14 protein-coding genes are annotated in these 13,618 nt (G+C 68.5%); 7 read left to right on the plus strand and 7 right to left on the minus strand.

Going from position 1 to position 13,618, the window contains the following annotated elements; genetic code table 11:
- Positions 1-16: 16 nt before the first annotated feature.
- Positions 17-631, minus strand: a complete 615-nt coding sequence (locus tag INT49_RS13705; RefSeq protein ID WP_193118309.1) for a M23 family metallopeptidase — start codon at positions 629-631, stop codon at positions 17-19.
- A gap of 330 nt (positions 632-961) precedes the next feature.
- Here INT49_RS13705 and tdh point away from each other — a divergent pair, with 330 nt between their 5' ends.
- From tdh to INT49_RS13720, 3 genes are all read left to right on the plus strand, one after another.
- Positions 962-2,026: an L-threonine 3-dehydrogenase gene (gene tdh / locus INT49_RS13710; protein WP_193118397.1), complete on the plus strand. Its 1,065-nt coding sequence runs from the start codon at positions 962-964 to the stop codon at positions 2,024-2,026.
- A gap of 109 nt (positions 2,027-2,135) precedes the next feature.
- Positions 2,136-3,350, plus strand: a complete 1,215-nt coding sequence (locus INT49_RS13715) for a glycine C-acetyltransferase (protein ID WP_193118310.1) — start codon at positions 2,136-2,138, stop codon at positions 3,348-3,350.
- A 166-nt stretch (positions 3,351-3,516) separates the two neighbouring features.
- The gene (locus tag INT49_RS13720; protein ID WP_193118311.1) at positions 3,517-4,164 is read left to right on the plus strand and encodes a hypothetical protein; all 648 of its coding nucleotides are present in this window, start codon (positions 3,517-3,519) and stop codon (positions 4,162-4,164) included.
- Between the two features lie 34 nt (positions 4,165-4,198).
- Here INT49_RS13720 and INT49_RS13725 read toward each other — a convergent pair whose 3' ends face one another.
- Complete coding sequence (locus INT49_RS13725) at positions 4,199-5,335, minus strand: phosphotransferase (RefSeq protein ID WP_226850560.1); 1,137 nt, start codon at positions 5,333-5,335, stop codon at positions 4,199-4,201.
- A gap of 197 nt (positions 5,336-5,532) precedes the next feature.
- Here INT49_RS13725 and INT49_RS13730 point away from each other — a divergent pair, with 197 nt between their 5' ends.
- Together INT49_RS13730 and INT49_RS13735 are read left to right on the plus strand one after the other, a co-directional pair.
- Positions 5,533-6,402: a sugar phosphate isomerase/epimerase family protein gene (locus tag INT49_RS13730; RefSeq protein ID WP_193118312.1), complete on the plus strand. Its 870-nt coding sequence runs from the start codon at positions 5,533-5,535 to the stop codon at positions 6,400-6,402.
- A 235-nt stretch (positions 6,403-6,637) separates the two neighbouring features.
- Complete coding sequence (locus tag INT49_RS13735) at positions 6,638-8,668, plus strand: glycoside hydrolase family 3 protein (RefSeq protein WP_193118313.1); 2,031 nt, start codon at positions 6,638-6,640, stop codon at positions 8,666-8,668.
- A gap of 216 nt (positions 8,669-8,884) precedes the next feature.
- Here the strand turns inward: INT49_RS13735 and INT49_RS21575 are convergent, their stop codons facing one another.
- The 4 genes from INT49_RS21575 to INT49_RS13755 form a co-directional block, all read right to left on the minus strand.
- The gene (locus INT49_RS21575) at positions 8,885-10,069 is read right to left on the minus strand and encodes a tyrosine-type recombinase/integrase (protein ID WP_319021623.1); all 1,185 of its coding nucleotides are present in this window, start codon (positions 10,067-10,069) and stop codon (positions 8,885-8,887) included.
- 123 nt (positions 10,070-10,192) lie between these two features.
- Positions 10,193-10,981, minus strand: a complete 789-nt coding sequence (locus INT49_RS13745; RefSeq protein ID WP_193118314.1) for a hypothetical protein — start codon at positions 10,979-10,981, stop codon at positions 10,193-10,195.
- A gap of 250 nt (positions 10,982-11,231) precedes the next feature.
- Complete coding sequence (locus INT49_RS13750) at positions 11,232-11,612, minus strand: hypothetical protein (protein ID WP_193118315.1); 381 nt, start codon at positions 11,610-11,612, stop codon at positions 11,232-11,234.
- Positions 11,613-11,647: 35 nt separating this feature from the next.
- Positions 11,648-12,223 carry a hypothetical protein gene (locus INT49_RS13755; RefSeq protein WP_193118316.1) on the minus strand — a complete coding sequence of 192 codons (576 nt, stop codon included), beginning with the start codon at positions 12,221-12,223 and terminating at the stop codon, positions 11,648-11,650.
- A gap of 232 nt (positions 12,224-12,455) precedes the next feature.
- Here INT49_RS13755 and INT49_RS13760 point away from each other — a divergent pair, with 232 nt between their 5' ends.
- Both INT49_RS13760 and INT49_RS13765 read left to right on the plus strand, forming a co-directional pair.
- Complete coding sequence (locus INT49_RS13760; RefSeq protein WP_193118317.1) at positions 12,456-12,773, plus strand: helix-turn-helix domain-containing protein; 318 nt, start codon at positions 12,456-12,458, stop codon at positions 12,771-12,773.
- A 25-nt stretch (positions 12,774-12,798) separates the two neighbouring features.
- On the plus strand, positions 12,799-13,104 hold the full coding sequence (locus tag INT49_RS13765; protein ID WP_193118318.1) for a hypothetical protein: 306 nt from the start codon (positions 12,799-12,801) through the stop codon (positions 13,102-13,104).
- Between the two features lie 80 nt (positions 13,105-13,184).
- On the opposite strand, the gene INT49_RS21200 is transcribed toward INT49_RS13765, so the two are convergent.
- Complete coding sequence (locus INT49_RS21200; RefSeq protein WP_226850587.1) at positions 13,185-13,496, minus strand: hypothetical protein; 312 nt, start codon at positions 13,494-13,496, stop codon at positions 13,185-13,187.
- Between the last annotated feature and the right edge of the window lie 122 nt (positions 13,497-13,618).

Here is a 13,618-nt window from a genome sequence, read left to right on the forward strand (position 1 = left end):
GATCGAGGTGGCGCCCTCACCCCGCATCGATCACGGACCCGTTGCGGGGCAGCCCGGAGGGCAGCACGACGGGGACCGGCTCGGCCGAGGACGCATCGGCACTGGTCATCGCCTGCAGGTGCAGGTGCGGCTCCATGCTGTTACCGGAGTTCCCGCACTCCCCGAGCTCCTGACCGACCCGCACCTGCTCTCCGCTGCGCACCCGGAGCGAGCCGTGACGCAGGTGGCACAGGGCGATGAACTCCCCGTCCGTGGTGCGGAGGATCACGTGGTTCCCGGCCAGGGCCTCCCATCCTCCGGCCGCCCGCCGTCGCTGCGTGAGGGCATAGCCGACAGAGGGCAGCCCGCGATGCGCCGGGTGGTCCGGCGAGCTGCCATGCGCTGCGACGACCACCCCGGCGACGGGCGCGAGCACCGTGCGGCCGAAGCCGGGGAAACGGTGGGCGGGCTCGGGGCGCAGCAGGGACCGCAGGCCGAACGGCGCCGTGCGACCGTCTGGCCCCACGGGGACCAGATCGATCGCCTGCGCGGTGGCGAAGAGCGTGGTGCCGTGGCTGGGCACCCGATCCGCCGGGGAGTTGCGCACGCTCCAGAGGCCGGTACCGGGATGGGCGAGCTCCAGTGCTGCCATATCCGCTCCTGGGAGTCGATGGGCTGTGTCGAGGGGCTGTGTCGAGGGGCTGTGTCGAGGGGCTGTGTCGAGGGGCTGTGTCGAGGGGCTGTGTCGAGGGGCTGTGTCGAGGGGCTGTGTCGAGGGGCTGTGCCGGAGAGCCGTGCCGGAGAGCTGTGCGGCTCCGGCGTCCGTGCTCTCGGTCACGAGGCGTGTTCATGCTCGCAGACGGACGGACCGAGCACGAGGGCGAGCCCACGGCATCGGCTGATCCGAGCCATCCACCCGTCTACCATCGGGGGCGGGCCTGCCGCCGCGGCCCGACGACCGACGAGGAGTTCTGCCGCGATGATGCGTGCACTGCGCAAGACCGAGCCCGGTCCCGGGCTGACCCTGACCGAGGTCCCCGAACCGGCCTGCGGGCCCTGGGACGTGAAGATCCGGGTCCTGCGTGCCGGGATCTGCGGCACCGACCTGCACATCCTGGGCTGGGACGATTCCGCGGAGGCGATGTGCGACACGGTCCCCTTCACCCCCGGCCACGAGTTCTACGGCGAGGTCGTCGAGGCGGGTTCCGAGGTCCCCGACGCTCGCATCGGCGACCGGGTCTCCGGCGAGGGGCATGTCGTGTGCGGGGTGTGCCGCAACTGCCGTGCCGGCCGCAAGCAGATGTGCATCCGCACCCGCAGCGTCGGCGTGCAGCGCGACGGGGCCTTCGCCGAATACGTCGTGATCCCCCATCTGAACGTGTGGGTGCACGAGCACGACAGCCGCACCGAGGTGATCACCCCGGAGCTGGGCGCGTTGTTCGACCCCTGCGGCAACGCCGTCCATACGGCGCTGAAGTTCCCCCTCGTCGGGGAGGACGTGCTGATCACCGGCGCCGGACCGATCGGGCTGATGGCCGCCGCCGTGGCGCGGCATGCCGGGGCGCGCTATGTCGCGATCACCGATGTCCACGAGCATCGCCTGGAGATGGCCCGAGCCGGCGGTGTGGATCTCGCCCTGAACGTCGCCACCACCACGATGACCCAGGCGCAGCGCGAGCTCGGCATGAAGGAGGGCTTCGACGTGGGACTGGAGATCTCCGGCCAGGCCAGCGCCCTGCAGGAGATGATCTCGAACATGAACCACGGCGGCAGGATCGCCCTGCTCGGCCTGCCGGCCCGCCACTTCGAGCTGGACTGGACCACCGTCATCACCCACATGCTCACCCTGCAGGGCATCTACGGCCGGGAGATGTACGAGACCTGGAACGCGATGAGCGCCATGATCTCCACCAGCCCGCTGCTGCGCGAACGGGTGCTCGCCACCGTCTCCGACGTCGTCCCGGCCTCGCAATGGGAGTCGGCCTACGAGATCGCCCGCTCCGGCCGTGGCGGCAAGGTCCTGCTGGACTGGGAGACCATCGGCTGAACGCCGGTCCTCCGCTCTGCCCGCACCTGCACCTGCACCTGCACCCGTACCTGCGCACATACCTACGTCACCACCCCCTCATCCCTCGCACTTCGATGGAAGGACCACCGTGTACACGGACCTCAAGGACCAGCTGACCGCCGAGCTCGCCGAGATCGAGCAGGCCGGCACCTTCAAGCACGAACGGGTCATCTCGACCCCGCAGAGCAACCGCATCACCACCGGGCCGCTGGGCCGCGACGGGGCGGAGGTGCTGAACTTCTGCGCCAACAACTATCTCGGGCTGGCCGATCATCCGGATCTGCTCGCCGCGGCGAAGAAGGCGCTGGACGAGCGCGGCTTCGGCATGGCGTCGGTGCGGTTCATCTGCGGCACCCAGGATCTGCACCTCGAGCTCGAGCGGGCCGTCTCCACCTTCCTCGGCACCGAGGAGACGATCCTGTTCTCGTCCTGCTTCGACGCCAACGGCGCGGTGTTCGAGCCGCTGTTCGGCACGCAGGACGCGATCATCTCCGATGCACTGAACCATGCCTCGCTCATCGACGGGATCCGCCTGTCCAAGGCAGCCCGGTACCGCTACCGCAATGCCGATCTCGAGGACCTGCGCACCCGGCTGGACGCGACCAGGGACCAGAACGACGGGGCGGGTGCCCGGCGCACGATCATCGTCACCGACGGCGTGTTCTCCATGGACGGCTATCTCGCTCCCCTCGACGGCATCTGCGATCTCGCCGACGAATACGGCGCCCTGGTGCTGGTGGACGACTCCCACGCCGTCGGCTTCATGGGCGCCACCGGCGCCGGGACCCCCGAGCACTTCGGCGTCTCGAACCGCGTGGACCTCTACACCGGAACCTTCGGCAAGGCGCTGGGTGGGGCGAGCGGCGGGTACGTCTCCGGGCGCCGCGAGATCGTCGCGATGCTGCGCCAGAAGGGCCGCCCCTACCTGTTCTCCAACTCCCTGGCCCCCTCGATCGTCGCCGCCACCCTGGCGGCGCTCGACCTGGTCGCCGGCAGCGCCGAGCTGCGCGCGACCCTGTTCCGCAACGCGGAGCTGTTCCGCCGCCGGATGAGCGAGGAGGGCTTCGATCTGCTGGACGGCGAGCACGCGATCGTGCCCGTGATGTTCGGCGATGCCGCGCTCGCCGGTCGCATCGCGGACGCCATGCTCGACCACGGCGTGTTCGTCACCGCCTTCTCCTATCCCGTGGTCCCCCAGGGCAAGGCCCGCATCCGCGTGCAGCTCTCCGCCGCCCACACGGAGGCAGACGTCGAGGCCGCGGTCCAGGCCTTCATCGCCTCACGCGCAGCTGTTCAGGGCTGAGACCCGACAGCTCGACGGGTCGGCGGGCAGTCGGCTCGGCGGGTCACCAGGTCCCCTGGTGACTGGGGCTCTGCGGCACTGGGGAGGAACGGTCACGTCCCCGCGTGACCTGCACGATGTGCATGCACCGGCTCCCGTCGAGGGGCGATGGCGGAGGATCCCGGTCATGATCTATCGCCTCGGATTCTGGACAGGGCCGGTGCCGGCCGACGACGAATCGGCCTGCGCCGACCTCCACACGCGGATCTATGCCGCGGAGCACAGGAGGCAGGCCACCGGGTGCAAGCCGCCTCCGGTGCCCGAGGTGCGCCGCTTCGTCGACGCCGTGCTGGCCGAGCTGCCGGAGAGCGCCGAGGACCCGGCAGGGGCCGGGGACCTCGGCAGCGGCGAGTCGCTGGCGAGCGTCCGCGATCCGGCAGACCTGGGGAAAGAGGCGCCCGCGGAGGAGGAGGCGTGCCCGTGGGGCTCCGGCGACGTCGCCGGCACCGCCACGGCGGAGGTCTTCCTGCCTCGTCTGCGGGGCCCGCACCGACGGGCGATCGCCCTCCTCACCCAGATCGCCCATGAGCACGGCCTGCACGGCTTCGACCTGGCAGCTCACCGGATGTTGAGCATGGCGGACGCGTACTGGGTCGACGAGGTGCCGTCGACCGATGCGATCCTCGGGGTCGACCCCTCCACGGTCCTCGCCGATCTGTCGGCGTCCCGGGAGAGGATCTGCCGGGGTCCGGAGCTCGCCCGTCGACGACTGGCGAGTGCCCCGGCCGCGCTCGAGGAGAACATTGCCGGCACTGTCCTCGACGCCGCCTCCTGACCGTGGACCGGCGGAACGCTCTCGGGCGATCAGCTCAGCCGGCGCGCTCGCCCAGCAGTCGGCGCCCGGATCGGCCCAGCGGATGATCCGGCCCATAGGCCCCGTGCAGGGAGAGCGCCATACGGGTCCCCCAGGCGCCTGCGCGCCGTATCAGCGCGTCCCATACCCCGTCGTCCTCGATCCCCGGCCAGCTCGCCGCGGCCCGGTAGTCACCGAGCACCTCGGCCGAGGGGTCATGCAGGAGCAGAGCCCCCAGGTCGCTCGCGGGGTCACCGGTCGTGGCATCTCCCCAGTCGATCAAGGCGGAACGGCCTGGGCCGGCGGGCACGACCACATTCCCCGGATGGGGGTCGCCATGCAGCAGCCGGTCCTCGTGGCTCCACACCGGCGCCATGATCCCCTGTTCCCACTGGGCGAGGGCCCGTCGACGCTGCCCGGGGCCGAGGTCCGCGCGTCCGAGGTCTGCGGCGAAGGCATCGGCCCGCGCGGCGAGGGGGACGCCGCGCACCGGATTGCGTTCGATCGGCGGCGCCGGCAGAGAGTGCACCTGCCCGAGCATGCGCGCCAGCTCCCGTGCGACGGCGGCGCGTCCTGCGTCATCCGCTGCGGCAGCTGTCACCCCCTGGATCCATGGGATCACCATGGCATCAGGGCCGGTCGCGAGGGGTCTCGGGAACTGCATCGTCAGTTCGGCGCCCTGCGTCGCGAGGAAGCGCAGCACGACCAGCTCCCGTGACAGCAGCGCCCGTGCGCTGGCTCGCCGGGCCACTCGTGCCACCAGCGTCTGCCCGTCCAGCTCGCCCACCGGCCACAGCACGTTGTCCCAGCCCTCGCCGAGGGGCCGGGTGCCGACGGTCCAGGTGCATCGTGCCCAGGGAATCCCTGATTCCGGGATCCAGCGCTCCGCGATCCGTCGGACCCGCGTGATGTCGACGGGGAGGTCGGCAGGAGGAGGCGCCGGAGCGACCTCTGCGACCTTCATCCGCTCCGGGGACCAGGACCTCCGCTCGTCGACCGCCGCATCGAGCTGTGCTCCGGCCTCGATCTCCCCCGCGTTGGACTCTCGCCCGTCTGGCGCTCCGGTATCGGGCGCTCCAGTATCGGGCTTTCCGGTATCGGGCGTTCCGGTATCGGGCGTTCCTGCGTCGGCCGCTCCATCAGTTCTGGACATCGCCCCAGGGTACGAGGCCCGGCGAGGACACACGCCGCAGGCCACCGCAGCCTCAGCGGCACGCCGGTCCTCGAGAGGCAACCTTCGGCAAACCTCGAAGGACTCCCTCACCGCTGGATACGGTGAGGGGCACGCGACGGGGCAGGACGATCCTGCTCCTCGGGCGACGCAGCCCGGATCGACCCCAGGAGGTTCGCATGGCACGGATCGGCATCCAGCTCATGATGCTCAAGGAGCACGTCGCGGAGGAGGGGATCCTCCCCGTCCTCCAGCGGGTCAAGGACACCGGATTCGACGTCGTCGAGGTCTCCCAGATCCCGATGACCGAGGAGAACGTGGCCGGGATGGTCACCGCGCGTCAGGATCTCGGCATCGAGTACGCCGCCATCTCCGCGAAGACCTCGGCCCCCGCGGACAGCGAGGAGCTCACTCTCGAGAAGGACTTCGATCTGCATGTCGAGCATGCTCGACGACTGGGAACCGATCTGATCCGCATCGGGATGATGCCGATGAGCGCGATGGCATCCCAGGAGGCGTTCGACGCCTTCGCTCTCGAGGCCGATGGCTATGCCCGCCGGATGGCGGAGGCCAGCCTGCAGCTGAGCTACCACAACCACCACATCGAGTTCGCGAAGCTCGGAGGGGTCACCCTGCTGGACCAGCTGCGGGAGAAGGCCCCGAACCTGCGGTACGAGATCGACTGCCACTGGGTGCAGCGCGGCGGCAAGGACCCCGAGCGCACGCTCGCCGAGTTCGACGGGATCCTCGATCTCGTGCATCTCAAGGACTACCGGATCGTCATGCCCCCGGCGGAGGTTCTCGATGCCGCCGCAGGAGGGGACCGCTCGGCCTTCGGGGAGTACTGGGGCGGCGGGATCGTGCAGTTCGCCGAGGTGGGCGAGGGCACCCTGGAGTGGAAGCGGGTCATCGACCAGGGCATCGCCTCCGGCGCCCGCTACCTGCTCATCGAGCAGGACCAGACCTACGGACGAGACATCTTCGAGTCCCTCGCGATGAGCCGGCAGCACCTGGTCACCCTGGGATTCGAGCCCCTCATCACCGGCTGAGCGCGGCTCCTCGATCACCGCGCGGTCCTGCCCGCTGGTGGCCGTCGGACGCCCCACACCTCCTGCCGCGAGCCCCCGGCCACCGTCACCGCCCTCCCGCACGCCCTCGCGCCCGCACGCCCGCGCTCATTCACCCACTCACCCACTCACCCACTCACCCACTCACCCACTTACGCCCGTACACACGTACGTGCACCGCACGCCCGCCCGTGCGCGCCCGCCGACAGGAGCATCCATGGCACAGCAGGTCCCCCTCGCCACCCGCGTCAAGCAGATCATCGAGGTCGACGGTCTGCGCTTCCGGGACCTCGACGGCGACGGCGCGCTCACCCCGTTCGAGGACTGGCGGCTGGGCCCTGCCGAGCGCGCCGCGGATCTCGTCTCGAGGATGTCGCCGGAGGAGAAGATCGGCCTGATGGTCATCAGCTCCAGGCCGATGGGCATCTCCCAGCACAACCCGGAGTTCACCAGCCACGACGGAGTGCTCGATGAGCAGTACCTGCCGATCAAGCTCGATCCGCACACCAGCGCAGGCATCCCCTTCGAGGGCACCACGCAGATGATCGAGTCGCTGCACATGCGGCATTTCATCCTGCGCGAGGAGCCCACGGGCTCCCGGATCGCGACCTGGATCAACACGATGAACGAGGTCGCCGAGGGGACCCGCTGGGGCATCCCGGTGGTGGTCGCCGCGAACTCGAAGAACGAGGCCGGTGGCTTCAAGATGGGCGGCACCCCGCAGGACCAGCCGTTCGCCCAGTGGCCGGGCACGCTCGGTCTCGCGGCGACCGGTTCGATCGAGCTCATCGAGTCCTTCGCCGAGCATTCGCGCGCCGAGTGGGTCGCCTCCGGCCTGCGCAAGGGCTACATGTACATGGCCGACGTGTTCACCGATCCGCGGTGGTTCCGCGGCCAGGGGACCTTCGGCGAGGACCCGGAGTTCGTGGCCGCCGCGATGTCGGCGATCGTGCGCGGCTTCCAGGGCGAGGCGGGTCCGTCGGCCGACGGCGTGGCCCTGACCACGAAGCACTTCCCCGGAGGAGGCGCCCGCGAGAACGGCACCGATCCCCATTACGCCGAGGGCAGCCTGAACATCTACCCCACGCCCGGGTCTCTCGAGCAGTACCACCTGCCCCCGTTCCAGGCGGCGATCGACGCCGGGACCTCGTCGATCATGCCGTACTACGCGATCCCCTCGGAGGAGAAGTCCTCGACCCCGCAGGGACGGCTCACGGAGTTCGAGCAGGTCGGCTTCGCCTTCAACCGCGAGGTGCTCGACCTGCTGCGCACCATGGGCCACCGCGGCTACATCAACTCCGATTCCGGGGTGCTGTCGAAGATGGCCTGGGGCGTCGAGGAGCTCACCACGGCGCAGCGGGTGGGCCGGGCCGTCATGGCCGGCACCGACATCTTCGCCGACACCAATGACATCGCCTCGGTGCGGGAGGCCTTCGTGAGCGGCCACTTCACCTCCCAGCGGCTCGACGAGGCGGCACAGCTGCTGCTCGAGGAGCTCTTCGCGCTCGGCCTGTTCGAGAACCCGTACGTGGACCCCGAGGAGGCGGACCGCGTGGTCGCGAGCGCCGAGGCGACCGCCGCGGCGGCGGACGCGCACCGCCGTTCGGTGGTCCTCGCCAAGAATCATGATGCGGTCCTGCCGCTGCGACCCGACTCCCTCGCCGGGAAGACGGTCTACGTCGAGCTCATGGAGCAGGGCATCACGGTCAAGGCGCTGGACGCGCTGCGGAGCCGTCTCGAGCAGGCGCACCCCGAGGTCGAGTTCACCACGGACTTCCGCCGCGCGGATGTCGCGATCGTGCTCATGAAGCCCTTCGTGGGCGCGTACTTCGAGTTCGTGGGGATCGCCGATCTCGCGATCGACGACCACTCGCACGTGGACATCGCCAAGGTGCAGCAGATCCGTGAGAGCGTCGACACGATGGTCATCGGGCTGAACGCCATGTACCCGTGGCTGCTCGACGTGATCGAGCCGCTGGCCGACGGCCTCCTCATCGGGTTCGAGTCCGACTACGCGACGATGGTCGACGCGGTGCTCGGCGGCTACGCCCCCAGCGGACGCCTCCCGATCACCTTCCCGATCGATGCCGGGGCGATCGCGGTCGACGAGGACGGTCGCTGCTCCTCCCCCAATGATGTGCCCGGCTATGCCAAGGAGCGGCACATGGACGGGCGTCCCTACGTCTACGTGGACGTCGACGGGAACCGCTACGAGCTCGGACACGGCCTGACGTACGACGTCGCCTGACCGTCCCGCGGGCTTCCCGGCCGGCAGACAGGCCGGGGAGCCCACTGGTCCCGGGCACGCAAAAGGCCCCCTCGCCTACGCATCAGCGCAGGCGAGGGGGCCTTGTGCAGTGAGTGCAACGGTGGAGCCGGCGGGAATCGAACCCGCCTCGGTGGTCTGTCCACCTGGGGTGATGCGTTCTGACCTGCAGGAGAGGTCACCGGAGGTCACACCAGATCAGCCCGTGGCGCTGGATGGTGTGGGTAAATTGTGGGTACGCCGGTACTCCTCGAGGGCGTCGCCCACGGCGTCGAGGTCGTCGTCGAACAGGTCGGCGTAGGTGTCGAGCGTGACCGATGCCGACTCGTGCCCGAGCATCCTCTGGAGGGCCTTCACGTTCGCGCCGGCGCTGATCGCGAGCGACGCAGCAGTGTGCCGGAGGTCGTGCGGCGACATGTACGGCAGCTCGCACTCGTCGAGCGCCTTCTCCCACCACTTCGGCTTGATCTTCTTCCCCGCCGTGCTCAGGCTCGCCTTGTTCGGGGTGCGCAGGTAGCTCGAGGTACGCGGCGCGGGGAACAGCAGCTCGCCCGGGCTGCGCTTGAGCATGAGCTGCTCGAGCTCCTTCATGAGCGATGACGGGACAGGGACGCTACGTGCCTCGTCGCCCTTCGTGGTTCCGGTGATCCAGTCGCTCCCGCGGACGGTCACGGACTGCCACACCTCGAGGCGGTTCCGCAGCGGGCTCACGCTCATGGTGGTGAGCGCCGCCATCTCGCCCCAGCGCAGGCCGGTGTAGGCGAGCAGCAGCACGACGAGACGGTACATCGGGGCGGTCTGCGCGGCGGCCTTCGCGACGTCTTCGACTTCCTCGGCGGTGAGGTACCGGCGCCGTGCCTTCCGCACCTTCTTCGGCAGCTCGAGCCCGCGCGCCGGGTTCTTCGCGAGGAGACCGTCATCGACAGCACCGTCGAGCATCCCGCCGAGCACGCCGGCGCACCGAATCACGACCGTCGCCGACCGGCCCTCGGCGAGCTCCCCGATCCAAGCGCGCACGTCCGTGACGCGAACGTTCGCAATCCTCACGCTCCCCCACCGCGGCTCGACGTGGGTCCGCCATGCACCGTCGAGCGCGTCGTAGCTCGACCGCTTCCGGATCGCCTTCTTGTGCGCGAGCCACGGCCCCGCGAGCTCTCCCACCGTGACGCGCCCGGCGCTCGCCGCGATGAACTTGCCGCTGCTCTTCGAGACGTCGGTGCTCGCGAGCCAGTCCTGCGCCGACTTCAGGGTCCCGAAGCCGGTCTTGTCGGTCTGGCGTCCGTCGGGCTTCCGGTACCGGACGGTGTACCGGGTCCGCCCGGTGGCGTCCTCGTACTTCTTGATCTGCGGGTGCTTCGTCGCCTCGTACTTGTACCGTGCCACGGATCGGCTCCTCACGGACGTTGGACTGGCTGCGGTAAGGGATAGCGCATTCGTGCCGACCCTGCTGGGTGCTCTTCCGCCTCCGGGCACGACCGTCGGGGACAGGAGTTCAGGAGCGCCTCGTCACTTCACAGGGAACGGAGCGAAGGTGTCTGCGAATCCCTCTGCAGTCGCGGCCATCCCGACGACCTCGTCAGGAAGATCCGCCGGCCCGACGAGCCACTGGACATTTCGCTGCATCGGGGCTGCATTCGGGTAATCGATCTCGCCCGAGAGGTCGTACATTTCCTGCATCTCGTCGCTGTCTACGATGCCGTCGTCGTCCGCGTCGATAGCCTCACCCCACTCGACCTTCGCAGCTTGCGCGGACTGGAAGGGGTACTCCTGGCCTGCGGCGTCGTACATCGACCACTCATACATCCCGATCTCCTCGCTGCCAGAGCGGTTGTCGACATCGACCTTGATGTACGTGACCGGATCGGAGTCGGTGCCCTGGCGGAGACGTTCGAGATCCTCGGGACCCTCGGCGCCGACCTCGGCGATCGCGACCACGCCGGTCGCGCCCGCGAGATAGAACCGACCATTCGTTGGGACCTCGGCGTTCGCTAGAGCATCGACGTCAAGGTCGAGAGTCACGCCATCGAACTCGACGGAGTCGACGTTTCCGGATCCTTCGGTGTCGTCGCCACCGTCGTCCATCGGCAAGCCGTCGGGGTTCTCTTCGGCGTGCTCGGCCTGGATCTCGGCAGACGACTTCTCCTCCCCGCCGGCGTCGGAGGGCTCAGCGTCGGCCTGAGCTTCGTCCTGGGCCACGGTGTCCTCGGCGGGCGCGGGCTCGTCGGTGGTGCCGCAGCTGGCGAGGAGGAGCATGGCTGCTGCAGGTGCCGCGAGCAGTCGGAAGGTGCGCTTCATGACGGGTCCTATCAGACGAAGTGGGTGATGCTCGGATCGTATGGCCGGTGTCGGACATCAGACGGTCGAGTGATCGTTCTGTGACCAGGGGTGTGTCGCGTTCGCCGCCCGCTTCACGCTTCCCAGTACCCGGTGTCCTGGTTTCCCTCGGTTTCGAGCTCGATCACTTCCGCCCAGACGGGGGACGGAGATGGCTCCCAGAGTTCGAGAGGGAGCTGCGGCTGGTGGTGTTGGTTAGGCTCTCGCCACATCAATCTGCCCAGTGGGCGTCTACGAGGCGTGCGTCCAGCGCTCTGCGCTCGCTGGGCGTGAGGGTGTGGAGGCGGTGCTCGAGGATCAGCGGCATGACGTCGAGCTCGTCCGCGATCACGAGGACGTGGTTAGACCAGGCTGCTGCCTCGCCGAGATCGTCGAGTCTGATGAACTCGCATGCGAGTTCGCGATTGATGCCGTGCTCGATGACGGTGAGGCAGTGTCCGTCGTGGCCCCGGTAGTAGTGCGAGAGCTCGTGGCGAAGGACGATCTCGCGGTCTACGTCGAGGAGTTGGTCGTCGAGGTAGATGGTGTCGCCGTCGGTGTAGCCCAGTACGTGCTCCGGCAGAGGTGCGGCCTTGATCGTCGGTTCCATCATGTCCGGAGGTTATGGCGCGGGGCCGACAGCCGGGCTTAGGCAGGGTCGTCAGGTGCGGGTGCGTCGGGGCGTTCTGCTTCCTCGTCCTGTCGGCGCCGCATGTCCTTGCCGCGGTTGGGTCCGTGCATGGCTGCGAGGTCGAAGCCGGCCTTCTCCCAGGGGTACTGCTCTTTCTCAGGTCGCGCCTCCGGCACGGCTGTCGTAATCCCATCTGGCTGAGCATCACCCGCCACAACTTCAGCTTCTCTCTGGTCATCCCGTGCTCCCGCCTTCGAGAGCTCGCGAGCCATGGTGAGGAGGGCGTCCTGCGCCGGTGTGGACAGCAATCTGCCACCAGGCACCAGCAACGCATCTCCAGACGCCCCTCCCCTGACCTCAAGGCCGAGGGATCGAGCACTCGCGAGCACAACTTCTTGGACTGGAACGTCGAGAGCCTGGGCAAGCCCCGCGAGAGTCGCTGCATCCGGGAAGGCCTTCATGTCACGAGTCGCAATCTGCTGGATACGTGCTCGCGACAGCCGGCCTCCGCTGAGCGCAGCGAGCTGCTCGTAGGACCGATCGCCCTTCCGATCGGCGACGAGCGCCTGCAGCTTCGGGTTCTCAACGTTCACGGGACACACCTTCAGTCGCGGGGCACGGGTTCGTCCAGTGGCACATTCCGGCGTCCGCCTAGCGGATCCGGGGGCGCGCCGGTGGGGATACCGCCTAACTACTGCCCCAGAGAATAGCCGCCCAATGCCGTAGCCACACACGATGGGCGTCACGTAGGACTTGCCAGACTGCCTAACGTCTGATTACATACTGGCATCCAGTGTTTGACAGAAGTGCCTAAGAGGAGTCAAGATGACGCATCGCAAGTACCACAGGACCAACCGCAGGAGGTGGGGAAGCTTGCCGAACCGCATGCTTCTCATCGCGCCGGCCGCGCTCGCGGAGCAGATGGAGTACCGCGGCTGGAGTAACCGCCGTCTCGCCAAGTACGCAGAGTGCGCCCCGGGCACGATCGACAACTTGATGAACGGCCGAACGAAAGGCGTGAACAACCCGCGAACCGCAGAGCTGATCTGCGAGGCGATGGGCTTGCCGCTATCTCTCGTTTTCGCGCCCGAAAAATCCAGTACTGCATGCCACACCGGCATGCAGTCCAATGCAGCCGCCTGATCTCAAGCTCACCGAGGAGCACCCGATGACCATCACCCCGATCCACACCGACCGCGTCCCCACCGAAGCCGACCTCTTCCCCCACCTCGACAAGGACAACGTCTGCATCTACTGCGGCTGCTTCCAGACCGACGAGCAGGCAGAGATCCGCACCATCGAGCACGTCACCCGCGACCTCCTCGCCGTGCAGCGAGTGAAGGAGACCCTCGCCCGCGAGTTCGGCGTCGCCTCCCCCGGATACGAGGACAACGTCTACGACCTCCTCTGCGACCTCGACATCGCACACCGCGAGGAAGCTCCCGCGCTCACCGGGACGGAAGTGGCCCGATGAGCGCGCACCGCACCGTGCGGTCGGATCTCCTTGAGGAGCTCGGCGGTGTCGCGGTCGTGAACCCGACCCGGGAGCCCGAATCAGTCCTCGGTGGGAATCCCGAGGTCCAGTCGCCCGAACTTCTTGATCGTGTCGAGGAACAGCTTCGCGCGATCAGGATCCTGGTCCGGGATGTTCTCGCCGATGTAGACGAACTTCAGTGGGGTGCTCGGTCCGATCAGGACAGTGATGGTCCCGTTCACGCTGTCCTGAACGGACAGCAGGAACGAGAGGCCGTCCTTCAGCACCGCGGGGATGACCTGCTCGAGCGACCGGAGCGTTTCCGGGAGCAGCCCGAATGCTGCGGACGTCTCGTTCGTCCCGACGTACAACATGGCGTCGATGTCGCGCATGAAACTTCTCCTTCAACTGGTGAGAGTGCTGAACCGGGCCTGGCCAGCACGCTCAGCGTAGAGGGAGATCTCGCCGCGGGAGCCTCGGTCTCTGAAGCTCCCGCGGCCCCCGCCGAGGCGCA

The sequence above is a fragment of the Brachybacterium tyrofermentans genome (assembly GCF_014897585.1).
Lineage (GTDB): Bacteria > Actinomycetota > Actinomycetes > Actinomycetales > Dermabacteraceae > Brachybacterium > Brachybacterium tyrofermentans.